This window comes from Rathayibacter sp. VKM Ac-2929, from assembly GCF_022815495.1.
In the GTDB taxonomy this organism is placed as follows: Bacteria; Actinomycetota; Actinomycetes; order Actinomycetales; family Microbacteriaceae; genus Rathayibacter; species Rathayibacter festucae.
This window is the reverse complement of record NZ_JALGRV010000004.1, coordinates 457351-480931: the sequence shown is the minus strand read 5'-3', so window position 1 is coordinate 480931 and position 23581 is coordinate 457351. Positions and strand designations below refer to the sequence as shown.

Here is a 23581-nt window from a genome sequence, read left to right as displayed (position 1 = left end):
GGCGACCCGCTCGAGGACCGCCTCGAGGACCGCCCGGAGGATCGGCTCGTGGACAGCGACAAGACCGAGGGCGGTTGTCGGTGACCTGAGTGAAGACCATGCCGCGGGTCCGCCCGGAAGACTGGAGGCATGGATCAGGACAGCGTCAGCATCTCCTCCGAGCTCGCCCAGGTGTCGTCGCACTGGACGCCGCGGGTCGTCGGACGGGTGAACGATCAGTACGTGAAGGTGGCCAGGCTCCTCGGCGAGCTCGTCTGGCACTCGCACGACGAGGAGGACGAGATGTTCCTCGTCGTCTCGGGCCGGCTGCGCATCCAGCTCGAGAACCGGCCCGACGTGCATCTCGCTCCCGGTGAGTTCTTCGTCGTCCCCCGCGGTGTGCGGCACAATCCCGTGGCCGAGGAGGAGGTCGAGATCGTGCTGATCGAGACCGTCACCACCGCTCACACCGGCGACGTGGTCGTCGCCGGCACCGTGCCGATCGCCGCGCAGCTGAACCGCTCCTCCGAGCCCGGGGCCTAACCGCTCACTCGACGCCGGAGCCGCCCTGCTCGACGCCGGGTTCCGATCGCCGGGCCTCCGCCCGGGTGTACTCTCTCCTCATCTGAGGTAAAAAGCAGTCCGCGCTCGTCCGCGGTCTGTGCGCACACGCGGCATCGAGTGATCCGCCACTTCTTCCCCGTGAAGGAGTGCGCCCATGGTGATCGACGCCCCCGATCCGCCCCGCGAGGCACGGCCCCACGCCGCCTGCGCGAGGAGCGGGTCGCCCTCACCGGCCTGTCGGCCGCGTCCCTGCTCGGGATGCTCGACAGCTCGATCCTCACCGTCGCCCTGCCCGCCCTCGGCCGCGGCCTGCACCCGTCGACCACGGGCCTGCAGCGGGTGACCGGCGCCTCCTCGGTCGCGTCCGGCGGCCGCGGTCCTCGCGGGGACCGGCTTCGTGATCCGTCAGCGCACCGCCCGACCTCCTCCGCTTCCAGGACGCGATCACCGTCGCCGCCCTGACCCTCGCTCTCGCCGCCGCGGTGCTCGTCGCCGCCGACGCCCTCCGTTCCCGCACCACCTCGACCCAGGAGACCACCGATGTCCGACATCCTCACGCCGCCGCCCTTCGACCCCGAGCTCGCGACCTTCCTCGACCGGCTGCAGGAGCGCGGACCCTTCACCCTGACCACGGCGATGCTCCCGCGCATGCGCGAGCTGGAGACGACGGAGCAGGAGCTCGACGACGCACTGCGCGCCCGCGGCCTCGAACGGCGCACCGTCACCGTCCCCGGGCACGACGGTGATCCGATCGACCTCGGCATCCTCCAGCGCGCCGGTCGCACCGGCACCGCCCCCTGCTTCTTCACCATCCACGGCGGCGGCATGATGTTCGGCCACTACCTCGGGAACCTCGACTCCTACGACGACTGGCTGCTCACCCACGACGTCGTCCTCGTCACCGTCGACTACCGCCTCGCCCCCGAGCACCCCGATCCCTACCCCGTGGAGGACTGCTACGCCGGTCTCGTCTGGACCGCCGAGCACGCCGACGCACTGGGCGTCGACCCCGACCGCATCGTCCTGGTCGGCCAGAGCGCCGGTGGCGGACTCGCCGCGGGCACCGCCCTGCTCGCGCGCGACCGCCGGGGACCGTCGATCCTGGCCCAGATCCTGATCTCCCCGATGCTCGACGACAGCGATTCGACCGTCTCGACGAGGCAGATCGACGGGATCGGCGTCGCCGACCGAGCCATGACCCGGTTCGGCTGGGACGCCTACCTCGGCGCCAGGCGCGGCGGCGAGGACGTCTCCGTCTACGCCGCGCCCGCACGAGCCGGCGACCTGTCCGGACTCCCCCAGGCCTACCTCGACTGCGGCAGCGCCGAGGTGTTCCGGGACGAGACGGTCACCTACGCGAGCCGCCTCTGGGAAGCCGGAGTCCAGGCGGAGCTCCACGTCTGGCCCGGAGCGTTCCACGGCTTCACCAGCATGTTGCCCGGCGCCGAGCTGTCCCGCGCCGCCGTCACCGCGCTGGCCCGGTGGACGACCCGCCTCCTGGAGGGACGACCGTGAGCGGCGAGCGGGCGAGGCGCTGAGCGGGTCGCGCGCCGCCCGTTCGCCGGGTCGGGCCGCGTCCCGCGGGGCGCGCCCGTCCTCCGAGAGGTCTGCGACCTGAGGGGGAGGCTCGCGCCGAGCCCCGCGGCTACCGTGGAGGGATGGCTTCGAACGAGAATCCCGCTGCGCCCGTCGCGGTCTGGTACTTCGTGGGGGCGACGTTCGTCGCCGCCCTGCCGATGATCCTGTTCCCGGATCTGCCCTGGCCGCTGCGCCTGTGCAGCATCGCGCTCGCCCTCGTGCTGATCGCGGGCGGCGGCGCGCAGCTGCGCCGCGAGAAGCGCGGCGCCGACCGCGGCGTCGACCAGCCGCCCGAGGCGTAGCGCCGGCTTCCGCAGCAGTTGAGCGCCGCCGCGCGGAGCTTCTCGGGGTCGAGAGCGTCGACTCCCTCGTCCCGGACCCTCTCGACCCCCCCTGTCCGAGACCGACGGGGTGGGGCGGATGATGGTCGGGTGAACCGCACCGATCGTCTCTACGGGCTTGTCGAGGAGCTGCGAGCGGTCTCGCCGCGGCCGCGGAGCGCACGGCGCCTCGCCGAGCGGTTCGAGGTGTCCGTGCGGACCATCGAGCGGGACCTGTCCGCGCTGCAGCAGTCCGGACTGCCGATCTGGGCGGAGCCGGGCCGGACGGGCGGCTACGTCATCGACGCGACCGCGACCCTCGGCCCGGCGGGACTCACCCTCGACGAGGCCCTCGCCGTGCTGATCGGCCTCAGTGCGCTGGAGGGCAGTCCCTTCCGGCACGCAGCCCGGACCGCCGCCCGGAAGACGCTCGCGGTCCTGCCGGACGGGGAGGCCGCCCGTGTCGGCGCGGTCGCCTCGCGGGTGCACTTCCTCGAGAGCGAGGAGGAAGCGGTCGTTCCGGCGGAGTTCGCGACGGCCCTCCGAGCGGATCGGGTCGTCCGGCTCCGCTACCGGGACAGCAGCGGTGCGGAGTCCGTGCGCGAGGTCGAACCGCTGGGCTCGATCGGGAAGGAGGAGCACTGGTACCTGATCGCCTGGTGCCGGCTGCGCGAGGGTGTCCGCGCGTTCCGCGGCGACCGCATGCTGTCGGTGGAGGTGACCGAGGAGCGGACCCCGCAGCGCACCCTCCGAGCCGAGGACCTCGCGCTCCAGTACGGACGGCTGCGGTCCGTCATCGACGGCTGATCCGGCGCGCGGATCTCCCGGAGACGCCGACGATCGCCGGAAACACCGACAGGACGGTGTCGCGACGACCGACGAGCCTGGTGCGACGGCCTCACCCTCACCGGCCTCACCCGCACCACTGAAGGAGCTCCATGTCGTTCACTTCCCTCCGCATCGTCACCGACGACCTCGAAGGCCTCGTCGCCTTCTACGAGAAGGTCATCGGCCGGCCGGCCGAGCGCCCGGCGCCGGTCTTCGCGCAGTTCACCGGAGCGGGCGCGACCCTCGCCATCGCTCGCACCGCGACGGTCGGGATGCTCCACGGCGCCGTCGCCCCTGCGTCGAACCACTCCGTCCTGCTCGAGTTCGAGGTGGCCGACGTGGACCGCGCCTTCACCGAGCTCGGAACCGGGAGCGAGGACGTGGTGCTCGCGCCGACCACCATGCCGTGGGGCAACCGCTCCGCCCTCGTGCGCGACCCGGACGGCAACGTCGTCAATCTGTTCAGCAGGCCCGCCCGCACCGGACCTCCTCCGACGCCCTCTTCCGGACATGACCGCTAGAGGACGTTGCGGCCCGGATCGGGCAGCTGTCACGGTTCGAGAGCGACCGATGACGGTCGGCCCCACCCGACCTGAAAGCCGCCCATGCGCTCCGCCTCCCTCCCGACCACCGCCGACATCCCTCCGTCCCGCACTCCCCGGCGACTGGCAGCCGTGCTCACCACCGTGACCACGACGGTCGCGCTGCTCCTCACCGGCGTCGGACCCGCCGCCGCCGCGGAGACACCGCCGACGGCGCCCGCGGGCGGGATCGCGATCTGGGGCTGGAACTACTACGGCCAGAAGAACGTCCCCGCCGACGTGGGCGGCCTCGTCGCCGTCTCGGGGGGCGGCTTCCACAGCGTCGGCCTGCGGGACGACGGGACGGTCGTCTCCTGGGGGAACGACCGGTCGGGCCAGACCGCTGTCCCCGGCGACCTGAAGCCGGTCGTCGCGGTCGGCGCGGGATGGATCCACAGCCTCGCCGTGCAGAACGACGGGACCGTCATCACGTGGGGCGGCCAGGGATCGGGAGAGATCGTCCCTCCCGCGGGCCTGACCGACGTCGTCGCCGTCTCCGGCGGCGAGCAGTTCAGCCTCGCGCTGCAGAAGAGCGGCACCGTCGTGGGCTGGGGGCAGGATGCGACGACGAGCAACGCCGTCCCGGCGGGCCTCACCGGCGTCACGGCCATCGCGACCGGCTTCGATCACAGCCTCGCGCTGAAGGACGACGGCACGGTGGTCGCCTGGGGCACCGGAGCGCAGGTCACGGGCATGCCGGCCGGCCTCAGTGGCGTGGTCGGCATCTCGGCCGGCTGGTACCACAGCCTCGCGGTGACGAGCGACGGGACCGTCGTCGCGTGGGGGTCGGACGAGTACGGGCAGACCGATGTCCCGGCGAACCTGACGGACGTCGTCGCGGTGTCCGGCGGCGCGCGACACAGCCTCGCCCTCCGGAAGGACGGGAGCGTCGTCGGCTGGGGCAGCAACGAGGACGGGCAGCTCGATCAGCCCATCGGCGTCGTCGGCGCCCGCCCCACCGCGCTCGTCGCCGGCGGCTACCACAGCATGGCGCTCGGCGCCCGACCGGCCCTCACGGCGGACGCTCCCCCGGCGACCACGGAGGTCGGGGCGCCCTACTCGTACACGTTCGCGGCGGACTCCGCCTCCGCCACGTTCTCCCTCGCCTCCGGCAGCCTCCCGCCCGGCCTGACCCTCGATCAGGCGGGCGAGCTGTCGGGCGCGGTGACCGAGCCGGGCGACTCCACCTTCACCGTGGCGGCGAGGACGAGCTTCGGCAGCACCAGCGGCGCCCAGCACACGATCCGCGTCGCCGCGACCGCAGTGGCTCCCGCGCTCTCGGGAGACGCCCCCGCCGGCACGGTCGGAACCGCCTACGACTTCGGCTACACGATCACCGGCACACCGGCGCCGACCGCCACCCTGCTGTCCGGCAGCCTTCCGCCCGGCCTGTCCCTCAGCCCGAGCGGTCGCGTCACCGGCACCCCGACAGCGGCGGGGACGTCCTCGTTCACCGTCCAGGTCTCGAGCAGCGCGGGTTCCGCGCAGCTCGCCGACTCCGTCACGATCACACCGGCGGCCGTCGCGCCGGGCATCTCGGGGACGGTCGCGGCCGGCATGGTCGGCTCGGCGTACGACTACACCTACACGGTCACCGGCTTCCCCGCCCCGGCCGTGTCACTGAAGTCCGGGACGCTCCCGCCCGGTCTCACCCTCGAGCCGACCGGCCGCCTCTCCGGCACGCCCACCACGGCGGGCATCTTCGTGTTCACCCTCCAGGCGACCAACGCCACCGGGAGCGCGACGGCGACCAGCACGCTGACCGTGTCGCCGCAGAAGGTGACCGCGCGCGCCGATCTGCGCGTCGACCTCGCCGGGCCGACGTCCGCGGTCAAGGGGAGGACCGCCGTCTACACCCTCACCACGACGAACGCCGGGCCGTCCACCTCGAGCAGCGTCTTCTCGAAGGTCGTCCTCCCGCCGAACACGCAGTTCGTGTCCGCCACCGGCACGTACACCCGCGTCGGGAACCTCGTCGTCTTCCAGCGCTCGAAGCTCACCAACGGGCAGAGCGTCATCGAGAAGATCACGGTCACGGCGACCGCCACCGGAAAGGGCACCGCGCTCGCGACGACGTTCTCGGTCAGGACCCCCGATCCGTCGATCCGCAACAACGCCGACACCGCAGCCACCACGGTGCGCTGAACCTCGGCGGACGAGGGAGGCGGGCGGTCCTCGCCGACCACCCGCCTCCCTCACCGTCCTCCGTCGGAACCGCCGGAGCACCTCGATGCTCAGGGGCGGAAGACCGCCCGCACGCACCCGTCGGTCTTCTCCTTGAACATGGCGTAGCCGGCGGGACCGTCCTCCAGCGGCAGGACGTGCGTGGCGAGGTGCTCGGTGACGATCTCGTCCCGCGCCATCCGCTCGAGGAGCATCGGGATGTACCGGTGCCCGTGCTGCTGAGCGGACCGGAGCGTGAGGCCCTTGTTCATCACCGCCCCCAGGGGGAACTTGTCGACGAAGCCGCCGAAGACGCCCAGCACGAAGACGCTGCCGCCCTTGCGCGCGGCGAAGATCGCCTCACGCACGGCGGTGGGCCTGTCCGTCTGCAGCCGCAGCTGCTGCTTCAGCTGGTCGTAGGCGAAGTCGGGTCCGTCGCGGTGAGCCTCCATGCCGACCGCCTCGATGCACACGTCGGGGCCGCGTCCGCCCGTCAGCTCGCGGAGCTCGGCCGTCACCTCGCTGGTCTCGTAGTTCATGGTCTCCGCGCCGATGACCTGCTCGACCTGGGTCAGCCGCTCCTGGAAGCGGTCGATCACGATGACGCGCTCGGCGCCGAGCAGCAGCGACGCGCGCGCCGCCATCTGCCCGACACCGCCGGCGCCCCAGACCGCGACGGTGTCTCCGGGCCGGACGCCGCCGAGGTCCGCTCCCATCCATCCGGTCGGAGCGGCGTCGGAGGCGAAGAGCGCCCGCTGGTCGCTGATCCCGTCGGGAACGGGGAAGGCGCCCTGGTCCGCGTACGGCACGCGGATGTACTCGGCGTGGCTGCCGGCCCACCCGCCCAGCGCGTGGGAGTAGCCGTAGCAGCCGCCGGGCGCCTGCCCCCAGAGCATCTCGGGGATCCCCGCGTTCGGGTTGCCGTTGTCGCACAGGGAGTAGAGCTCGTTGCGGCAGTACCAGCACTTCCCGCAGCTGATGAACGAGCAGACCACGACACGGTCGCCGACCCGGTGCTTCGTGACGGCGGATCCGACCTCGACGATCTCGCCGAGGAACTCGTGCCCGAGCACGTCGCCCGCTCGCATGGTCGGGACGTACCCGCCGAGCAGGTGGAGATCCGAGCCGCAGCTCGTGCTCAGGGTCACCTTGACGATCGCGTCCTGAGCATTGAGGATCCCGGGATCCTCGACGGTCTCGACCGAGAGCTCGTTCACTCCGGTCCAGCACAGAGCCTTCACAGCACACCCTCGCCCTTCGCCTCGTCCTCTGCCTCGTCGACCGCGCCACCGAGCAGGGTGCGCGGTCGTTCTCCGTGCGGTCTCGGGGTCGCCCGCAGCACCTCGCCCGTCTCGAAGATCTGCTTGGCGTCGCGCAGAGCCGCGCGCAGCGCCTTGCCCGGGTCGTCGCCCACCCCGGCATCGGCACCCTCGCGGACCCGGGCGTGCACCTCGAAGCCCTTGTCCCCGGGGGCCGGATCGATCCGGATCTCGAGCGACTCCGCCAGACGCGCCAACGGCTCGGGATACCCGCCGCTCTCGAAGTCCCGGGCCTCGCCCAGGACGGTGACCGCTTTCCACCCTTCCGGGTGGGCCCCGTCCCCGTCGGACTCCCGTTCCTTCTTCACGAGGGAACGGGCGACGAGGCCCACCGCGACCCCTGCGATGCCGACTCCGACTGCCGCAGCCGCTCTTCCGGCCATGATCACGCCGCCTTTCCCGGCTTGAGGACGACCTTGGTCCAGCCGTCGTCGCGGTTGTCGAAGTGCTCGTAGGCGTCCGGTGCCTGCTCGAGCGGCAGCTCGTGACTGACGAGGAAGGACGGCGTCGCCTTGCCCGCGGCGATCAGATCGCGGAGCCGGCGGTTGTACTTCTTGACGGGCGCCTGCCCGGTGCCCATGGTCTGGCCCTTGAACCAGTGCAGTCCCGCATCGAACGCGATGCGCCCCTGCTTCGCGAGCTCGTCGGGGCCACCGGGGTCCTGCGGGACGAAGACGCCGACGGTGCCGATCCGCCCGGTGAAGCGCACCGACTGGACCAGGCGGTTCAGCGTGAGGTTCGGCTGCTCGTCGCCGCCGGGGTCGTGCGCCTGGTAGCCGACGCACTCGCAGCCGTTGTCGGCGCCGAGCCCCATCGTGTGCTCCAGGACGGCCTCCACAGGATCGACCTTCGAGTCGTCGATGGCGATCGCGCCGAGGGACTCCGCCAGTCGAAGACGGTCCGGGTGCCGATCCACGACCATGACCTTGCTCGCACCCTTGATGGTGGCGGACAGCGCGGCCATCAGTCCGACGGGGTCGGCACCGTAGATCACGGTCTGGTCCCCCGGCTTCACCCCCGCCATCTCCGTCGCGTGATAGCCGGTCGGGAAGATGTCGGCGAGCATCACGTAATCGGCGGCCTTCTCCTCCGCGTCCTCTCCCAGGCGGAGGCAGTTGAAGTCCCCCCAGGGCACCCGCAGCAGCTCGGCCTGGCCTCCGGCCCACGGTCCCATGTCGGCGAAGCCGTAGGCCGCGCCGGCCCATTCGGGGACGGGCTGAGCGGTGAGGCAGTAGTTGGTCAGCCCGCGCTCGCAGTTCTTGCAGTGCCCGCACGCCACGTTGAACGGCAGGACGACGTGATCCCCCACCGCGACCTTGTCGACGCCGTCGCCGACCTCGATCACCTCGCCCATGTTCTCGTGACCGAACCACCGCCCGGTCTCGAAGCTGGTGCGCCCCTCGTACATGTGCAGGTCGGACCCGCAGATGTTCGTGGTCGTGATGCGCACCAGCACGTCCGTGGAGCGCTCGATCCGCGCATCCGGGACGTCTCTCACCGCGACCGTGCGCGGCCCCTCGTAGACGACTGCTCTCATGCTCGTTTCCCTCCCGTGCGCGACGTTCCGTCGACGCCGCCGCGGGTCGGTCGACCCGGCGACACGCCGATCTCACGCCCCGCGGACCGGGAGGCACCATCGGCAGACCTGCCGATGCGGTCTTCCTTCGAGGGGGTCCCCGTGAAGGGGCTCCTGGTGGTACTCCAGTAGCAACGGTCTCCGGACAATCCCTTCGTTTCCCCTGCCCCCGGTCCTGAGGTGGTCGAGTCCCGTGTCACGCACTGCTGCGCTCCAGCTCGCCGAGACGGCCGCGCGCCCCGGCCCGATCCGCGAGCGGGCGCAGGCGATGCTGGACGAGCTGCACCAGCACATCCCCTTCGACGGCGCGTGGCTGGCACTGGCCGAGCCGAACGGCACGGGGTACCGCTCGGTCGCGAGCACCGACCTCGACGAGTCCTGCGTCCGCTACCTCAGCGGCCCGCAGATGGCGCTCGACATCGAGAGGACCGGCGCCGATCGCGAGCGGCCTCCCCTCAGCCTGTCGGACGTCCCCTACTCGCCGAGGGACCTGCAGACCTGGGCGGAGTGCCTGCTCCCCGCGGGATTCCACGAGACCCTGTCCGTCGCCCTGTTCGAGGACGGGGGCCGGCACGTGGGCTTCATGACGGTGCTGTTCCGGAGCGCGGAACCGCCGTCGCAGGCGGTCCGCCGACGCCTCGCTCGACTCGTGCCGACGCTCACCTCGGGCATCGACCCCGTCCGCTCGCTCGCCGCGTCGGCCTCGGTCGTCAACGGAGCCGGAGCAGGCGTGGTCCTCCTCCCCGACCACGGCGTCGCCTCCCTTCCGGGCCTCTCCGCGGACGAGCTGCTCGCCGCCGATTCGGCTCTGATCGACGCCGCGAGGGACGCCCTCGCCGAGGGGCGGAACTACGCCTCGTTCCTCTGGCCCCGCGGACGCCGGCAGTCGCCGGATGGCTACGTGCGGGTGACCGTGCTGGCCTGCGAGAGAGAACTCGCCGCAGTGACCCGCGGAGTCGTCGTGCTCTCCCCCGCGACGGGCCTGCGGGGCCTGACACCGCGGGAGCTCGAGGTGCTGGGCCACGTGATCGAGGGGTGCTCCAATCTCGAGATCGCCCGGGCGCTGAGAGTCGCTCCCCGCACGGTCGCCGCCCACCTCGAGCACATCCTGGTCAAGCTGGACGCCACGTCGCGCACGCTCGCGGCCGTCCGCGCCGAGCGCGCCGGCCTCTACGTCCCCCTCTCGCGAGCCCGGGCCGGGTGAGCCGGCCCGGACGAGCTCCGCGCGGGGCATCACGGCACTGCGCGACCGGACGACGAACCATCGATCAGAAAGGAACCGTCATGTCCCACTTGTCCGTCAAGGCCGGCGTCGCCGCACTCGTCGGCGCAGTCGTCGCGGCGATCGCCGCGCTCCTCGGTGTCCCCGATCTGTCGCCTCTGCTCGGCTGGGCGATCGCCGCGGCGGTGTTCCTCGTCTGGGCCTGGTCGACGGCGTGGCCGGCCGGCCCCGAGCGCACCCGCGACCTCGCCCGCCACGAGGACCGGTCCCGGAAGCTGGTCGACTCGCTCATCATCGCCGCCACCTTCCTCAGCCTCGTCCTCGTGGTCATCGCACTCCTCCGCAGCCAGCAGAAGGACCCCGTCGGATCCGCGGCCGCGATCCTCGCGGTCGTCGGGGTCGTCGCGGCCTGGGCGCTCCTCAACACCGTCTACGCCTTCAAATACGCGCGCATGTACTACCTCGACGACCGCCACCGCTTCGACTTCGACCAGGACGAGGACCCGTCCTACAGCGACTTCGCCTACACCGCCTTCTCGATCGGGATGGCCTACAGCGCGAGCAACATCACCCAGTCCTCCACCCCGTCACGTCGCATCGCCCTGGCCCACGCTCTGCTGTCCTACTTCTTCGGCACCTTCGTCGTCGCCGTCGCCATCAACCTGATCACCGGCCTCACCCAGGGAGGGTGAGGAGCGCGGCACGCCGTCCGCCGCAGGGTCGCGTCCGCGAACCTCGTCGGAAGCGGGTACCGGATCCTCAGAAGACGGCGATCGGGTTCACCGGAACACCGGTGAGTCCGAGCAGGCGGGGCGGAGCCACGCTGAGCAGGAACGACGAGCGTGACAGCTCCGCGCAGAGTGCACTGACCTGTTCGACGTTCGCGCTGTCGATGAGCGGCATGCCCAGTCGCGCGAGCGCGACCATGTGCATCGGCATCGGGATCTCCGGGTCGAGAGGCGGGAAGCTGTCGCCGACGTCTCCGGCGTAGAGCGCCACACCTCGGTCGTGCATCCAGGTCACTGCATCGACGGTCATGCCGGGCCCCTGCTCCTCCGAGTTCCAGGAGAAGCCCCATCCGCTGCGCACGACCAGCGCATCACCGGGCTGCAGAGCGACGCCTGCGCGGTCCTCGGCCGCGTCGAGGTCGGCGGCGATGATCGCGTGCGCTGCGGGCAGCCGTCCCTGCGGCGCGAGGTCGAGGAGGACGCCGCGCGTGACGATGCCCGCGGCGAAGGACGTGGTGGATCCGTGCTGCACACCGCCGGCGGTGACCGCTTCGCCGACAGGCCGGCCCGGGTACACGACTCCGTCCTCGACAGGCAGGTGGGCGAACGCGTCCAGGTGGGTCATCGCCGGGTGGTGCGGCGTCACGACGAGCACCTCGGACATGCCCATCGGCGGCGTACCGGTGTGAAGCAGCGCCTGCTGCACGGGCGGCGACGGCGGGGACGGCGGGGCGAACGGCCCGCCGAGCATGGATGCGGGAGCGACCGGCAGGGCGAGCGAGGCCCAACGGCCGGTCCGCACCTCCTCCGCTGCACGCCGGCGAGCGGCGTCGTCGATGAGGTTGAGAGTGCCGAGGTCGTCGTCGGCGCCCCATCGGCCTCGGTTGTCGGGGATCGGCGTGCGGGTCATGGGGTGTCCTGTCGAATCGACGTGGCCCGAGGAGTGGTGCACACTCCAAGGAAGGATCTGCGGTAGCAGGTTCCTGCAGGTCACCCTAAACCAGGTTCCTGCTTCTGCGTCATGGGAGAGGACATCGGGATGGGCGATGACGAGGGACTCGACGCCGTCCTCGGCTGGAACGCGGTCAAGGTCGCGCGGATCATCGGCGCACGGATCACTGCCGGGCTCGCGGAGCACGACATGAGCCTGGTGCAGTTCGGCGTCCTCTCCTGCCTCACCGGTGGAGTGCAGCTGACGTCCGCCGAGATCGCCCGCGCGGTCTTCGTCCGCCCGCAGACGATGTCCGAGGTCCTCGACGGCATGGAGCGGCGAGAGCTGATCGAGCGCGTCGGGATCCGAGGCAAGGGCCGACGCAACCCCGTGCGCATCACTGAAGAAGGGGGGCGAATGGTCACCGCGGCCCGCGCGGTCGCGATGGCGACCAATGACCTGAGCGACGTCGGCCTCAGCGCGGCGGCCGCCGGACAGCTGAACGAGCTCCTGCTCTCTGTCATCCGAAACGCCGAAGAACCGACGGGAGCCGGTTTCGGGGAGTGAGGACCGGCTGTGGACCGTTCCCGTTCGGGACGCCTGGAGCGGCGGAACGCCACCTGGCTGACCGACCTCCACACGGGACGGCCTCCGACTCGAGGACGGGGCTAGCGTGGGACCGGCGAGGAGGGCGAATGCACGCCGAATGGGACGAGTCGTACTTCGACGCACCGCGGGAGGACCCGTCGATCTACTGGGTCTGTTTCTGGACCGGAGACGACATCGAGCAATCGGCGCGCCACGACCCGCAGCGGATCACCGGTGCGGGTTCGGTCGCGGAGGTGCTCGAGTGGGTGCACGAGGTGAAGGAGGAGCGCCGGTTCGAGCTCTCCGTGGAGACCACGGACCGCGCCGAGTCGAGAGCCCACGGTTGGCTCGACCACCGCAAGCTCATCCGTCTCGCGGGCGACTTCACGCCGGGAGGCACGACGTTCACCATCGCGTCGTACGCACCGGAGTGAGGGTGAAGCGGTCCGGTGAGCCGACCCTCCCGCCTTTGCGGCGAACTGCATCCATACGCTGACGGCGACGGTTTCGGCCCGCAGACGATTCAGACGATCCCTTCACGGGACACTCGGCTGCGCAGAGAGCAGCTGAGTACGATCGGGCCGTGCAGCGCGCAGTAGGCGGAGTAGTGATCGAGATCACTCACGCGAGAACCGATGACGCGACTCGGACAGCCGACACTCCCGTCCAGGCGTGGACGGTCACCCTCTCCGGAGCAGGTATCGCTCACACTGCGACCGTCGCCCTGGTCGGCACTCTCAAGGAGCCGGACGACGACGTGTTCGCCACGGTTCTCGAGGTGGCCGTGCTGGAGTACGTCTCCCTGTCGGAGGACACGGATCCGCTCGCGACCCCTGTGATCCGCGAGTGGAAGCGGGCCCACGCAGCCGAACTGCAGGAGCTCGTGGCGACGCTCCGAGCGACGGACAGCTAGCGCCCTCCCTGACGCACTCGACAGCGGACTGCTCATGACTCACCGCAGGCCGACGCTCGAACCAGAGCCGCCGGCCGACCTGGCGGGCCGACCCCGACGGGACGATCCGGACCGAGGTTCACGCTTCCCGAAGCATCGACCGAACGGCCTCGAGCGTGAACCCGGTCGCGACGGCGAGCTCGTGCTCGTCGGCACCGAGAAAAGCAGCGGAGCGCGCAGCAGAGAGGACTTTCTCCCACTCACCGGATCCCGAGAGCTGACTGCGAAGAAGTGCACTCTCCTCCGAGGCGTGCACGAGAGCCGCTTCCTCTTCGCCTGCCAGAAGCCTCGGCGGGTCGCTGAGATCGATTCGCCACCCACGAGCAGACGGCTCAGTGGCCTCATCCATATCCCGAAGCTACCCGACGCCGACGTCGAGCACCCGTCGCTCCTCCACTCGCGTTCCTGCCCCGACCCCCTGCTGGACCCCACCTGCTCACAAGGACGGGTCAGAGCAGAGATCGGGGGCCTCTGAGCTGACCCCACCCGAACGAGCTCTCCGCGATGAAGTCCTGGAGATCGCTCCGGACCGCGAGTGCGAAATCAGCAGGATCGACGCCGCGCTGCAACCCGCGGGCCGATCCCGGTTCACCGAGGATCTCCCGGTGGACGCGCACGTCGCCATCGTCCAGGCTCTCGCCGCCGTTGAGGGGACGCTCTGTGCCGTCGATGAACAGGCGCGTGAAGAAGAGGCGCAGCGAGGCGAATTCGTGCTCGCTGAGCATCTCCTCGAAGACCGGGCTCAGCGCCTCACGAAGCTCAGCGTCGGTGATCACCGGTTCCCTCCACGTCCGGCCTCAGCCTGCCAGTGTGACGACCGGATCGCGACGGTCGCGGAACGATCTCTTCGGCTGAGGATGCAGCCGGCGCTCCCTCCCTGCCGAGACGAGATCCCGACGTTCCATCGGCGCGGAGCGATCGGCTAGGACTGCAGTGCCTCGAGGTGCTCGAGGAGGCTCGAGTGCGTCGGCTCCCATCCGACCGCTTGTCGGGTGCGTGCGCTGGAGGACGGCTGGTCCATCGCGAGGATCGGCCCGAAGGGGCCGAAGGTGTCGTCCGGCACGGACTCGACGGGCAGCCCCAGGCGGCGCCCGACCACGGTGGCGATGTCGAGCACGCGGTCGCCCTCGTCGGCCACGGCGTGCCAGGCGGTGCCGCCCGGCACGGACTCGAGCGCGATCCGGAAGAGCGAGGCGGCGTCCCGGGCGTGGACGGCCGGCCAGCGCTGCTCGCCGTCACCCGGGTAGCCGGCGACCCCGGTCCTTCGGGCGGCGTCGGTGAGCAGAGTTCCGGGAAGCGACCGAGCTCCTCGCCACGAGCGGGCGGCCCTCGAGCGGTCGTCGTGTGTGGTCTACTGGTCTCGATCCGGGGGGATGAGCGATGAACAGCACGGTGGAACGGTCGGCGTGGGCGCGGTTCTGGGACCACGGGCGGTGGTGGAAGGCTCTGATCCTCGCGGTCGGCTACCTCGCGATCTACGAGCCGGCCTCACTGCTGATGGCTCCGTTTGTGCCCTTCATCGGTGACGCGGATTCCGCGAGCTACGTCGTCGTCCTCATCGTCGTCCCGGTCCTCATCGGCAGTCTCCTCCTGGTCGGCTTCGGCGCGAGCCTCGGCTGGCTGCGGAGCACGTTCGAGCGGCAGTCCCCTCGCGGCGGCGGCTGGATGTGGATCGCGATCGCGGTCGTCCTGCTCTTCAACGTGATGCGCTTCGCGAGCATCGACTACTCCGCGGCCGGGTTCGACTGGGTGGCCGCCTGGCTGCTCGCCGGACTCGTCATCGGCTTCTCCGAGGAGCTCCTCACCCGCGGCTACGTCGTGCGGATCATGCGCTCGTCGGGTCGCTCCGAGATCGCCGTCGGACTGGTCTCCGCCGCCCTGTTCGCCCTGCTGCACGCCACCAACCTCTTCGTCGGCCAGCCGCTCCTGCCGACGCTGCTGCAGATCCTCTACACGTTCTTCTTCGGCTTCTGCATGTACCTCGCGATGCGCGTGACCCGCACGATCATCGCGCCGATCCTGCTGCACGCCAGCACCGACCCCAGCATCTTCATGCAGGGCACCTACCCGGCCGGCGGCGCCCTCTCCGCCCTCGCCCAGCTCGGCAACATCGTCGTGATCCTGGTCGGAGTCGTCCTCCTCGTCGTCTTCCTCCTCACCGAGCGCCGAGCCGGCCACCGCCCCCGCGAGGCGCAGCACGAGGCCGCGCAGATCTCCTGAGCGATCGCGCGGGATCAGCTGCCGCGGGGTCCGCGGCGGAGGAGGACGAGCAGGGTCTGGGACATGACCGTCTCGTCGTGCTGGTCGAGCAGCTCGATGCCGATGCGGACGAGGCCCCTGTCGGGTCGTGAGGTGGAGGGGCGCGCGGAGAGGACGAGGAAGCGGCCACGCAGCCGGTCGCCCGGGCGCACCGGGAGGTGCCAGCGCAGGTCGTCCACTCCCGGCGAGGCGATGCTGGCGCGCTCGTTGAGGAAGGTGTCGACCAGGAGCCGCATCGTCATCGCCGTGGTGTGCCAGCCGCTGGCGATCAGGCCGCCGAAGTCGCCCGCACGGGCGGCCTCGGGGTCGGTGTGCATGCTGTGCGGGTCGAACGCCGTGGTGAAGGCGATGATCTCGGCTTCGGTCACCTCGATCGGCCCGGAGGTGCCTCCGAGTCCGGGACGGTAGTCGTCGAAGTACCGCTCGGCCAGGGGAACGGTGAAGGGCGTCATCGTCCGACCGTACTGCCCGGCGTGAGACGCCCCGTCGACGACCGGGGAGCCCTCCTCCCCTGCCGACCGCATCGCGTCATGCCGTCTCGGGCTGGTCGGCGCGGCGCCGGCGTCCGATGAACAGTGTTCCGATGAGCCCTGCGATCGCGAGGATCCCGCCGGTCATGAAGGCGGCCTGCCCAGCGGAGACGGTCTCGGCGACGCTCAGCTGCCCTGCGTCCGCGGCGTTCGAGCCGATCGTGTAGGCGGAGATCAGCACCGCGCCGCCCGCGGCGCCCGCGAGCTGCTGCACCGTGGTGAAGGCGGCGCTGCCGTGCGGGTAGAGCTCCGAGCGGAGGGAGGAGAGGGCGAGGGTGGTCACCGGCGCCCAGATCATCGCCTGCCCGGCCGTCATCACGAGGTAGCCGGTCAGGTACATCCACACGCTGTCGGCGTCGGTGAGGGTGCTGAGGAACCAGATGCTCGCCGTCCAGATCACGGCGCCGGGGATCGTCAGGGGCAGCGGACCGAAGCGGTCGTAGACACGGCCGCCGAGCGCGGACACGACCGAGATGATCACGCCTCCCGGGAGGAGGAACAGGCCGATCGACAGGGTGCTCAGCCCGAGCGCTCCGGTCAGGACGAACGGGAGGACGAGGGCGACGCCGAAGCCGTTCATCGCGACGAACAGCATGATCACCACCGCGACCACGAACGTGCGGCTGCGGAAGATGCGCAGGTCCAGGAGCGCGTTCCCTCGTCGGCGCAGCGCCACCTGGCGCAGGACGAACGCGCCGACCCCGACGACCCCGATCACGAGGGGCAGGAGCGGAGGCATCGGCGCGTGACCGGAGACGGATTCGCCGATCAGGGACAGCCCGAGCACGAGTCCGCCGAAGCCGAGCGCGGACAGGACCAGGGAGAGGAGGTCCAGAGAGGCGCGCTCGGGCGTGGTGATGTTCCTCAGCTTCAGCGCGCCGGCGACGAGGGCGAGCACCGCGAGCGGGAGCACCAGCAGGAAGAGCCAGCGCCAAGGCAGGTAGGTCAGCACGAGGCCCGAGACGGCGGGGCCGACGGCCGGAGCGATGGCCGGGACCGCCGTCACGATCGCCATGATGCGGCCGCGCCGCGACTCGGGGATGAGCCGGATCGCGGTGGTCATCAGCAGGGGCACGAAGACCGCTGTTCCGACGGCCTGCACGATCCGCCCGACGAGCAGGAGCTCGAAGCCCGGAGCGGCGGCGGCGAGAGCCGTTCCGACGATGAAGACCGAGAGGGCGGTCAGGAAGATCGTGCGGAGGTGGAAGCGCCGCATCACGAAGCCGGTGGCCGGGATGAGGACCGCCAGGGTCAGCAGGTAGCCGGTCGTCAGCCACTGGCCGGCCGCCGGGCTGATCTCGAGATCGGCGATGAGGGTCGGCAGGGCGACACCGAGGAGCATCTCGTTGAGCAGCACGAGGAACGTTGACGCCATCAGCAGACCGATGACGAGCCCGTCCCCCTTCCTGAGCCGGTCGGAGTGCGGAGGCTGTGCGAGCGGGCGCGTGGAGGTGGTCATGACTCCATGCTCAACCTTGACATCAGTGGCAATGTCAAGCGATATCCGCGGAATCGGTGCTCAGTAGATCGCGCGATTGAGCCGCACGAGGTAGTCCGCGCTGATCGAGCCCTCCGCCTCGGCGCGCTCGGTCACGACGGCGATCGCGAGATCCCGCCGGCGGGGGGAGCGAGCGGCATCGGCCGCGGCGAGAGAGCCCGGCAGCTCGGCGGCCGTGCGCTCGGTGCAGTACGCGGGGGTGCCGGGCTGCTGCTGCCAGGAGTCGGCGAGGGGACCCGCGTCGAAGGCGTCGAAACCGGTCTCCTCGACGAGGGTCATCGCGAGGCGCTTGCCGTCGGGGTCGTCCCCGGCGACGGGGATCGCGATGCGATCGGGCGTGCCCGCGGCCGTGGCGTGCTCGCTGAAGGACTGCGAGGTGATCGCGTTCCACGCCTTCAGCACCGGGCGCCCGAGCTGCTCCTGCACCCAGAGGCTCTCCACCTGGCCGCTCTCGAGCTCAGCGATGCGTCCGTCGCGCAGCGGGTAGTAGTTGCCGGTGTCGATGATCACCGCGCCGGCGGGCGCGGCGCGCACGAGCGGCGCGAGATCGGGGATGCGGCTGATCGGGACCGTCACGATCAGGACGTCGGCCAGGAGAGGAGCGTCCCGCGCTTCGACGGCCTTCGCGCCCCCGCTCAGCGCCGCTGCGCTGATCGTCGAGGGGCCGCGCGAGTTGGCGATGCCGACGTCATGGCCGGCCTCGCCGAGCCGCTGCGCCAGTGTGGTGCCGATCATTCCCGCGCCGATGATGCCGATCTTCATGTCCGTCCGTCCTTCTGCTGAGTCCTCCCTCCATCCTGAACGTTCGCACTAGTGTGAAGGTCAAGCGATCAGGAGGAGACGGACATGCGCATCGGAGAGCTCTCGAAGAAGACGGGCGTCGCGGCGCGGATGCTCCGCTACTACGAGGAGCACGACCTCATCCGCCCGACCCGCCTCGACAACGGCTACCGCGACTACGACGACTACCTCGTCGACCGCGTGAAGAAGATCCGCGGCCTCGTCGACTCCGGGATCCCGACCCGGATCATCGTCGACATCCTGCCCTGCCTCGACAAGCCGCAGACGATCGTGGTCGAGAACGCCGAGCCGGGACTCCGGGACCTGCTCACGACCGAGCGCGACCGGATGAGCGAGAAGATCGACTTCCTGATCCAGAACCGCGACGCGATCTCGCGCTACATCGACGCGATCGACGCGGCGTCGGACCGAGAGCTGCTCCAGACCGGCTGACGCTCGACCTCGTCGCTGGCGTGATGGTCCACCCGATCCTGCAGGACGGAGGCCTGTTCCTCGTCCCCGCCGCTGGGCGGGGCCGCCGCCGAGCCCCGCTCAGCCGAGCAGGTCGAGGCCGCCCTCGGTCACGACGGCCCGCACCTCGGTCAGGTAGCGCCGGGCCTGCTCGGTGAGGGGGATGGCGGAGTGCCCGATCCAGCCGATCTCGATGCGCTCGTCGACGTCGAGCGGGACGGCGACGATGGCGGGGTCGAGGTCGTCGCTGATGATCCCGGTCGAGATGGTGTAGCCGTCGAGGCCGATCATGAGGTTGAAGATCGTCGCCCGGTCCGACACGCGGATCTCCCGGTCGCTCGACAGCGTGGACAGGATCTCCTCGGCGAAGTAGAAGGAGTTGTCCGCCCCCTGGTCGAAGGTGAGCCGCGGCAGATCGGCGAGATCGGCGAGGGTGACCCGCTCGCGCGAGGCCAGCGGGTTCCTCCGCGAGACGAAGATGTGCGGCAGGGCGAGGAAGAGGGGATGGAAGGCGAGCCCCGCGTCCCGGAGGATCTTGTCGATGACGTCCCGGTTGAAGTCGTTCCGGTACAGGATCCCCAGCTCGCTGCGGAGAGTGCGGACGTCCTCGATGATGTCGCGGGTGCGGGTCTCGCGCAGCGAGAACTCGTACTTCTCCCCCTCCGTGCCCCGGACCATCCGCACGAAGGCGTCGACGGCGAACGAGTAGTGCTGCGTGGACACCCCGAGCAGGCGACGCGACGGCGGCCGCCCCAGGTAGCGCTGCTCGAGGAGCGCCACCTGCTCGATGACCTGCCGGGCGTAGCCGAGGAACTCGGTGCCCTCGGTGGTGAGGGTGACCCCGCGCGCGACGCGGACGAGGAGGGCGCGTCCCACCCGGGTCTCGAGGTCCTTCATCGCCGCGGACATGGTCGGCTGGGCGACGTAGAGCAGATCGGCGGCGGCGGAGATCGAGCCCTCGGAGGCGACCTCGACGAAGTAGTGGAGCTGCTGGAGCGAGATCCCGCCCGTTCGACGTGCCATAGGTCGGGACTATACCTCGGCATAGTCGCGCCGGATTCTTCGATGCCTCCCAGTGACGGGCACTCTGGTCCCGCACGCTTCCACCAGGGCCGGTGCGGCCTGCTGATCATCGGATTGGGCGCTCATGGCGAACGACGTCACCTTCAGGATCACCACGACCTGCTTCGACGAGCACTACTCGCCGTCGTCGAGCTCCCGGGCCACCACGAACTTCGCCAACCTCGCCCGGGGCGAGCACCGCCGGCAGAACCTCCGCAACGCCCTGACGATGATCGACCGCCGGTTCAACGACCTCGCCCACTGGGACAACCCCGGCCGGGACCGCTACGCCGTCGAGCTCGAGATCGTCTCGGTCGAGGTGCGGTTCCCCGCCGAGGAGGCGGTCCGCGACTTCCCTCTCCTCGAGGTCCTCGACGTCACGATCTGCGACAAGCTGACCGGCGTGCGCCACCACGGGATCGTCGGCAACAACTTCTCGTCCTACGTCCGCGACTTCGACTTCAGCGTGCGGCTGCCGGCGGCGAACAAGGGCGCGACGGAGTTCACCGTTCCCGACGACTTCGGCGACCTGCACGGCGCCCTGTTCCAGAGCTTCCTCGACTCCGACGCCTATCGGGAGCGCTTCTCCGCGCCGCCCGTCATCTGCATCAGCGTGTCGACGAGCAGGACCTACCACCGGACCTCGAACCACCACCCGATCCTCGGCGTCGAGTACCGGCAGGACGAGCGGTCCCTGACCGACGAGTACTTCGGCCGGATGGGGCTGCAGGTCCGGTACTTCCTGGCGCCCGGCTCCGTCGCGCCGCTCGCGTACTACTTCCGCGGCGACCTGCTCAACGACCACTCGAACCTCCAGCTGGCCGGCACGATCAGCACGATGGAGACGTTCCAGAAGATCTACCGCCCGGAGATCTACAACACGAACTCCGCCGCGGCGGACGTCTTCCGGCCGAGCCTCCAGCAGCAGGACTACTCGCGGACGCAGATCGACTACGACCGTGCCGAGCGCGATCGGCTCGCCGTCGAGCAGGGCGCGTACACGGCGGAGCACTTCATCGAGCCGCACCGGGAGCTGCTGGACGCCTGGGTGTCGAAGCACCGGACCCCCGCCCGCTGATCAGAGAAGGATCGCCACCCGTGAACACTCTCCTGCCCACCTCCATCGCCGGCAGCCTGCCCAAGCCCTCCTGGCTCGCCGAGCCGGAGACCCTCTGGTCCCCCTGGAAGCTCGAGGGCGACGAGCTGGTCGAGGGCAAGCAGGACGCCCTGCGCATCGCCGCCCACGAGCAGCACCGGCGCGGCATCGACATCATCAGCGACGGCGAGCAGACCCGGCAGCACTTCGTCACGACCTTCATCGAGCACCTCGCCGGAGTGGACCACGTGAACCGCGAGACCGTGCGGATCCGGGACCGGTACGACGCGAGCGTGCCGACCGTCGTCGGCGCCGTGAGCCGCGAGCGGCCCGTGTTCGTCGACGACGCGGCGTTCCTCCGCCGGCACACGTCGCAGCCGATCAAGTGGGCCCTCCCCGGTCCGATGACCATGATCGACACCCTCGCCGACCGCTACTACGGGAGCCGGGAGGAGCTGGCCTGGGAGTTCGCGGCGATCCTCAACCAGGAGGCGCGGGAGCTCGAGGCCGCCGGCGTCGACATCGTCCAGTTCGACGAGCCGGCCTTCAACGTCTTCCACGACGACGTGCGGGACTGGGGGGTCGCGGTCCTGGAGCGGGCGGCGGAGGGGCTGCGCGCCCAGACGGCCGTGCACATCTGCTACGGCTACGGGATCAAGGCCAACACCGACTGGAAGCAGACCCTCGGGCCGGAATGGCGCCAGTACGAGACGTCGTTCCCGCTGCTGCAGCGCTCCACGATCGACATCGTGTCGCTGGAGTGCCACCACTCCCGCGTCCCGATGGAGCTCATCGAGCTCCTCCGCGGCAAGAAGGTCATGCTCGGCGCGATCGACGTGGCGAGCGAGACCGTCGAGACCCCGGAGGAGGTCGCCGACACCCTCCGCAAGGCCCTGCAGTTCGTCGACCCGGCGGATCTCCTGCCGAGCTCGAACTGCGGCCTGGCTCCCCTGCCGCGCGGGGTCGCGCTCGGGAAGCTGAGCGCGCTGACCGCCGGTGCGGCGATCGTCCGCGCGGAGCTCGCCGGCTCGGCACTGTGACCCGGCTCTTCGCGCGGCCCGCGGAGCAGTAGCTGGTGTTCACGCCTCGTCGCGCAGCCCGATCGCGACCAGGGACGCCGCCGCGTCACAAACACGATCCGGCGCGTCGTCGGCGTGCCCGTGCTGTGCGGTGACGGCCGCGGTGAGCGCGTCGCCGCGCAGGTGCGGGTGCTGCCAGATGGTCGCGGCGATCCCGTCGAGCACGTGCACTGTGCCGGCGGCGAGGACGACGACCCGCTGCCCGTCCGTGACCGCGTTCCGGTCCTCGACCTCCCGCCAGCTCTCGTCCGGAGCGGGCGGCGCCGCGAGCAGCCCGGCGGTGATCGGGACGAGCTGCTCGGCATCGCGGTAGCGGGCCCGGTGCACGCCGCCGATGCCGGCGGCGAGGCGGGCGAGGATCGGGACGCCGTTCTCGAGCGCCGGCAGGGCACTCGTCTCCGGGACCAGGAGCGGGATCGCGTCGGCCAGGTCGAGGCGTTCGAGATGGGCCGGCCCGATCAGGTACGGGTCGCGGTCCAGGATCACGAGCGCGGCCAGCCGCGGGTCGGCGGGTGCGGGGAGGAGGCCGAGCTCGTCCGGGGAGAAGGGCCGCTTGGGCATGCCCTCCGCGGTGCGGAGCAGGAGGGGCTTCTCGTAGGGGAGGATCCGCCCGTCCGGAGTGATGCCGGTGGTCTCGTCGGTGAGGTACCCGTAGGAGCGGCCCAGGGTCGCCGCGGCCGTCGTCTTCCCGCGGCCGGAGGGTCCGACGAGCACGATCGCCGCGCCGGTCGGGTCCGCGAGAGCGCAGGCGTGCAGCATCAGGAGCGAGCCCTGCGCGGCCTCGATCGCCCGCAGCGTCACCTCCGCGATCGCCAGGGCGGCACTGTGCTCGAACGGATCCGTTGTTCCGGCCATCGAGAAGGAGCTCTCCGCCGTCGTGTCGAGGTCTGCGAGACGTGCGCGACGCCAGAGCGCCTCGAGCGCACCCCGGTCGGTCGTCGAGAGGGCGCCGGTGTCGACGCTGATCCGCACTCCCAGCCCGCGGATCAGCAGTGCGGCGTCCGGCGTCGGGCAGGATCCGAGGGTCAGGAGCGGAAGACCTTGGTCGGGAAACTGGTCGGTGCGGGTCTGGTGTTGAAGATGGCGAACGGGGCGAGGACAGGGACGAGTTCGACGACGCTGCCGGGGGCCTGCCCCAGGGAGACATCGATCACGAGCTGTCCGCCGGGAACGATGACGCCGGACTCCTCCTGGCTGTAGAGCACGCAGGGGATCCCGGCCGAGCGGTTCAATCGACCGGTGTACGTGGCTTCGTTCGTCTGGATGTACCCACTGAGGCCCATGATGACGAGAGCCCCCTGGTCGCCGCTCTCGGCGGAGTTGTGGCTGAACATCGTCATCGAGTTGAAGTCGTAATTGCTCGTGCCGGTGTTGACCACGGTGAAGGTGGTGTCGAACATCCTGCGCTCCGTGGAGACGGCACCCCAGAATCCCGTGAGACCTTCGAACGCCGCAGGCGGAGTCGCACTCGCATGAG

At 70.7% G+C, this 23581-nt stretch carries 28 protein-coding genes; 15 read left to right on the top strand and 13 right to left on the bottom strand.

Annotation, left to right across the window (positions count from 1 at the left end):
* Positions 1-129 precede the first annotated feature (129 nt).
* The 6 genes from MT355_RS14825 to MT355_RS14800 all read left to right on the top strand — a co-directional run bounded on the left by MT355_RS14825 (position 130) and on the right by MT355_RS14800 (position 5995).
* On the top strand, positions 130-522 hold the full coding sequence (locus MT355_RS14825) for a cupin domain-containing protein (protein WP_243600103.1): 393 nt from the start codon (positions 130-132) through the stop codon (positions 520-522).
* 561 nt (positions 523-1083) lie between these two features.
* The gene (locus tag MT355_RS14820; RefSeq protein ID WP_243600102.1) at positions 1084-2058 is read left to right on the top strand and encodes an alpha/beta hydrolase; all 975 of its coding nucleotides are present in this window, start codon (positions 1084-1086) and stop codon (positions 2056-2058) included.
* A 143-nt stretch (positions 2059-2201) separates the two neighbouring features.
* The gene (locus MT355_RS14815) at positions 2202-2423 is read left to right on the top strand and encodes a hypothetical protein (protein WP_243600101.1); all 222 of its coding nucleotides are present in this window, start codon (positions 2202-2204) and stop codon (positions 2421-2423) included.
* 129 nt (positions 2424-2552) lie between these two features.
* Positions 2553-3248 carry a YafY family protein gene (locus MT355_RS14810; protein WP_243600100.1) on the top strand — a complete coding sequence of 232 codons (696 nt, stop codon included), beginning with the start codon at positions 2553-2555 and terminating at the stop codon, positions 3246-3248.
* A gap of 131 nt (positions 3249-3379) precedes the next feature.
* On the top strand, positions 3380-3790 hold the full coding sequence (locus MT355_RS14805) for a VOC family protein (RefSeq protein WP_243600099.1): 411 nt from the start codon (positions 3380-3382) through the stop codon (positions 3788-3790).
* A gap of 84 nt (positions 3791-3874) precedes the next feature.
* Positions 3875-5995 (top strand): putative Ig domain-containing protein, encoded by a 2121-nt coding sequence (locus tag MT355_RS14800; protein ID WP_243600098.1) that lies wholly within the window; start codon positions 3875-3877, stop codon positions 5993-5995.
* Positions 5996-6084: 89 nt separating this feature from the next.
* Here the strand turns inward: MT355_RS14800 and MT355_RS14795 are convergent, their stop codons facing one another.
* Genes MT355_RS14795 through MT355_RS14785 form a run of 3 tightly spaced genes read right to left on the bottom strand, consistent with a single transcriptional unit; the run spans position 6085 to position 8869 of the window.
* Positions 6085-7254, bottom strand: a complete 1170-nt coding sequence (locus MT355_RS14795; RefSeq protein ID WP_243600097.1) for a zinc-dependent alcohol dehydrogenase — start codon at positions 7252-7254, stop codon at positions 6085-6087.
* Positions 7251-7664, bottom strand: a complete 414-nt coding sequence (locus MT355_RS14790; protein ID WP_243600096.1) for a hypothetical protein — start codon at positions 7662-7664, stop codon at positions 7251-7253. Before MT355_RS14790 ends, MT355_RS14795 begins: the two co-directional genes overlap by 4 nt.
* A 53-nt stretch (positions 7665-7717) precedes the next feature.
* A complete protein-coding gene (locus MT355_RS14785; protein ID WP_243600095.1) occupies positions 7718-8869 on the bottom strand; it encodes a glutathione-independent formaldehyde dehydrogenase in 1152 nt (383 codons plus the stop codon).
* Positions 8870-9101: 232 nt separating this feature from the next.
* Between MT355_RS14785 and MT355_RS21635 the strand changes: the two genes are divergently transcribed.
* Together MT355_RS21635 and MT355_RS14775 are read left to right on the top strand one after the other, a co-directional pair.
* Positions 9102-10112 (top strand): LuxR C-terminal-related transcriptional regulator, encoded by a 1011-nt coding sequence (locus tag MT355_RS21635; RefSeq protein WP_243600094.1) that lies wholly within the window; start codon positions 9102-9104, stop codon positions 10110-10112.
* Between the two features lie 80 nt (positions 10113-10192).
* The gene (locus MT355_RS14775) at positions 10193-10822 is read left to right on the top strand and encodes a DUF1345 domain-containing protein (RefSeq protein WP_243600093.1); all 630 of its coding nucleotides are present in this window, start codon (positions 10193-10195) and stop codon (positions 10820-10822) included.
* A 67-nt stretch (positions 10823-10889) separates the two neighbouring features.
* Here MT355_RS14775 and MT355_RS14770 read toward each other — a convergent pair whose 3' ends face one another.
* Complete coding sequence (locus MT355_RS14770) at positions 10890-11768, bottom strand: cyclase family protein (RefSeq protein WP_243600092.1); 879 nt, start codon at positions 11766-11768, stop codon at positions 10890-10892.
* 129 nt (positions 11769-11897) lie between these two features.
* Between MT355_RS14770 and MT355_RS14765 the strand changes: the two genes are divergently transcribed.
* The 3 genes from MT355_RS14765 (at position 11898) to MT355_RS14755 (ending at position 13290) form a co-directional block, all read left to right on the top strand.
* Entirely contained in the window at positions 11898-12356 is a 459-nt protein-coding gene (locus tag MT355_RS14765) for a MarR family winged helix-turn-helix transcriptional regulator (protein WP_243600091.1), read from the top strand.
* A 128-nt stretch (positions 12357-12484) separates the two neighbouring features.
* Complete coding sequence (locus MT355_RS14760; protein ID WP_243600090.1) at positions 12485-12811, top strand: hypothetical protein; 327 nt, start codon at positions 12485-12487, stop codon at positions 12809-12811.
* A 149-nt stretch (positions 12812-12960) separates the two neighbouring features.
* The gene (locus MT355_RS14755; protein WP_243600089.1) at positions 12961-13290 is read left to right on the top strand and encodes a hypothetical protein; all 330 of its coding nucleotides are present in this window, start codon (positions 12961-12963) and stop codon (positions 13288-13290) included.
* Between the two features lie 118 nt (positions 13291-13408).
* On the opposite strand, the gene MT355_RS14750 is transcribed toward MT355_RS14755, so the two are convergent.
* The 3 genes from MT355_RS14750 to MT355_RS14740 form a co-directional block, all read right to left on the bottom strand.
* Entirely contained in the window at positions 13409-13678 is a 270-nt protein-coding gene (locus tag MT355_RS14750; protein WP_243600088.1) for a hypothetical protein, read from the bottom strand.
* Positions 13679-13778: 100 nt separating this feature from the next.
* Entirely contained in the window at positions 13779-14105 is a 327-nt protein-coding gene (locus MT355_RS14745) for a hypothetical protein (RefSeq protein WP_243600087.1), read from the bottom strand.
* Between the two features lie 146 nt (positions 14106-14251).
* Positions 14252-14494 carry a nucleoside-diphosphate sugar epimerase gene (locus MT355_RS14740; RefSeq protein WP_243600086.1) on the bottom strand — a complete coding sequence of 81 codons (243 nt, stop codon included), beginning with the start codon at positions 14492-14494 and terminating at the stop codon, positions 14252-14254.
* 215 nt (positions 14495-14709) lie between these two features.
* Between MT355_RS14740 and MT355_RS14735 the strand changes: the two genes are divergently transcribed.
* Positions 14710-15549: a CPBP family intramembrane glutamic endopeptidase gene (locus MT355_RS14735; protein ID WP_243600085.1), complete on the top strand. Its 840-nt coding sequence runs from the start codon at positions 14710-14712 to the stop codon at positions 15547-15549.
* A gap of 14 nt (positions 15550-15563) precedes the next feature.
* On the opposite strand, the gene MT355_RS14730 is transcribed toward MT355_RS14735, so the two are convergent.
* The 3 genes from MT355_RS14730 to MT355_RS14720 all read right to left on the bottom strand — a co-directional run bounded on the left by MT355_RS14730 (position 15564) and on the right by MT355_RS14720 (position 18378).
* The gene (locus MT355_RS14730; protein ID WP_243600084.1) at positions 15564-16040 is read right to left on the bottom strand and encodes a MaoC family dehydratase; all 477 of its coding nucleotides are present in this window, start codon (positions 16038-16040) and stop codon (positions 15564-15566) included.
* A gap of 76 nt (positions 16041-16116) precedes the next feature.
* Positions 16117-17577 (bottom strand): DHA2 family efflux MFS transporter permease subunit, encoded by a 1461-nt coding sequence (locus tag MT355_RS14725; protein WP_243600083.1) that lies wholly within the window; start codon positions 17575-17577, stop codon positions 16117-16119.
* 60 nt (positions 17578-17637) lie between these two features.
* Positions 17638-18378 carry an NADPH-dependent F420 reductase gene (locus tag MT355_RS14720; protein ID WP_243600082.1) on the bottom strand — a complete coding sequence of 247 codons (741 nt, stop codon included), beginning with the start codon at positions 18376-18378 and terminating at the stop codon, positions 17638-17640.
* Positions 18379-18462: 84 nt separating this feature from the next.
* On the opposite strand from MT355_RS14720, the gene MT355_RS14715 reads away from it, so the two are divergent.
* Positions 18463-18849: a MerR family transcriptional regulator gene (locus MT355_RS14715; protein WP_127886746.1), complete on the top strand. Its 387-nt coding sequence runs from the start codon at positions 18463-18465 to the stop codon at positions 18847-18849.
* A gap of 99 nt (positions 18850-18948) precedes the next feature.
* Here the strand turns inward: MT355_RS14715 and MT355_RS14710 are convergent, their stop codons facing one another.
* Positions 18949-19890 carry a LysR family transcriptional regulator gene (locus MT355_RS14710; protein ID WP_123703993.1) on the bottom strand — a complete coding sequence of 314 codons (942 nt, stop codon included), beginning with the start codon at positions 19888-19890 and terminating at the stop codon, positions 18949-18951.
* A 124-nt stretch (positions 19891-20014) separates the two neighbouring features.
* Between MT355_RS14710 and MT355_RS14705 the strand changes: the two genes are divergently transcribed.
* On the top strand, positions 20015-21007 hold the full coding sequence (locus MT355_RS14705) for a putative oxygenase MesX (RefSeq protein ID WP_243600081.1): 993 nt from the start codon (positions 20015-20017) through the stop codon (positions 21005-21007).
* Between the two features lie 20 nt (positions 21008-21027).
* Positions 21028-22065 carry a methionine synthase gene (locus MT355_RS14700; protein WP_243600080.1) on the top strand — a complete coding sequence of 346 codons (1038 nt, stop codon included), beginning with the start codon at positions 21028-21030 and terminating at the stop codon, positions 22063-22065.
* A gap of 39 nt (positions 22066-22104) precedes the next feature.
* Here MT355_RS14700 and MT355_RS14695 read toward each other — a convergent pair whose 3' ends face one another.
* Complete coding sequence (locus MT355_RS14695; RefSeq protein ID WP_243600079.1) at positions 22105-23076, bottom strand: hypothetical protein; 972 nt, start codon at positions 23074-23076, stop codon at positions 22105-22107.
* Between the two features lie 53 nt (positions 23077-23129).
* Complete coding sequence (locus tag MT355_RS14690; protein ID WP_243600078.1) at positions 23130-23504, bottom strand: hypothetical protein; 375 nt, start codon at positions 23502-23504, stop codon at positions 23130-23132.
* Positions 23505-23581: the final 77 nt, after the last annotated feature.

Excerpts from the sequence above, each read along its gene's own strand:
- MT355_RS14825 (WP_243600103.1), top strand. The coding sequence starts at position 130 with ATGGATCAGGACAGCGTCAGCATCTCCTCCGAGCTCGCCCAGGTGTCG.
- MT355_RS14820 (WP_243600102.1), top strand. The coding sequence starts at position 1,084 with ATGTCCGACATCCTCACGCCGCCGCCCTTCGACCCCGAGCTCGCGACC.
- MT355_RS14815 (WP_243600101.1), top strand. The coding sequence starts at position 2,202 with ATGGCTTCGAACGAGAATCCCGCTGCGCCCGTCGCGGTCTGGTACTTC.
- MT355_RS14805 (WP_243600099.1), top strand. The coding sequence starts at position 3,380 with ATGTCGTTCACTTCCCTCCGCATCGTCACCGACGACCTCGAAGGCCTC.
- MT355_RS14800 (WP_243600098.1), top strand. The coding sequence starts at position 3,875 with ATGCGCTCCGCCTCCCTCCCGACCACCGCCGACATCCCTCCGTCCCGC.
- MT355_RS14785 (WP_243600095.1), bottom strand. The coding sequence starts at position 8,869 with ATGAGAGCAGTCGTCTACGAGGGGCCGCGCACGGTCGCGGTGAGAGAC.
- MT355_RS14775 (WP_243600093.1), top strand. The coding sequence starts at position 10,193 with ATGTCCCACTTGTCCGTCAAGGCCGGCGTCGCCGCACTCGTCGGCGCA.
- MT355_RS14770 (WP_243600092.1), bottom strand. The coding sequence starts at position 11,768 with ATGACCCGCACGCCGATCCCCGACAACCGAGGCCGATGGGGCGCCGAC.
- MT355_RS14765 (WP_243600091.1), top strand. The coding sequence starts at position 11,898 with ATGGGCGATGACGAGGGACTCGACGCCGTCCTCGGCTGGAACGCGGTC.
- MT355_RS14760 (WP_243600090.1), top strand. The coding sequence starts at position 12,485 with ATGCACGCCGAATGGGACGAGTCGTACTTCGACGCACCGCGGGAGGAC.
- MT355_RS14750 (WP_243600088.1), bottom strand. The coding sequence starts at position 13,678 with ATGGATGAGGCCACTGAGCCGTCTGCTCGTGGGTGGCGAATCGATCTC.
- MT355_RS14735 (WP_243600085.1), top strand. The coding sequence starts at position 14,710 with ATGAACAGCACGGTGGAACGGTCGGCGTGGGCGCGGTTCTGGGACCAC.
- MT355_RS14730 (WP_243600084.1), bottom strand. The coding sequence starts at position 16,040 with ATGACGCCCTTCACCGTTCCCCTGGCCGAGCGGTACTTCGACGACTAC.
- MT355_RS14725 (WP_243600083.1), bottom strand. The coding sequence starts at position 17,577 with ATGACCACCTCCACGCGCCCGCTCGCACAGCCTCCGCACTCCGACCGG.
- MT355_RS14720 (WP_243600082.1), bottom strand. The coding sequence starts at position 18,378 with ATGAAGATCGGCATCATCGGCGCGGGAATGATCGGCACCACACTGGCG.
- MT355_RS14715 (WP_127886746.1), top strand. The coding sequence starts at position 18,463 with ATGCGCATCGGAGAGCTCTCGAAGAAGACGGGCGTCGCGGCGCGGATG.
- MT355_RS14710 (WP_123703993.1), bottom strand. The coding sequence starts at position 19,890 with ATGGCACGTCGAACGGGCGGGATCTCGCTCCAGCAGCTCCACTACTTC.
- MT355_RS14705 (WP_243600081.1), top strand. The coding sequence starts at position 20,015 with ATGGCGAACGACGTCACCTTCAGGATCACCACGACCTGCTTCGACGAG.
- MT355_RS14690 (WP_243600078.1), bottom strand. The coding sequence starts at position 23,504 with ATGTTCGACACCACCTTCACCGTGGTCAACACCGGCACGAGCAATTAC.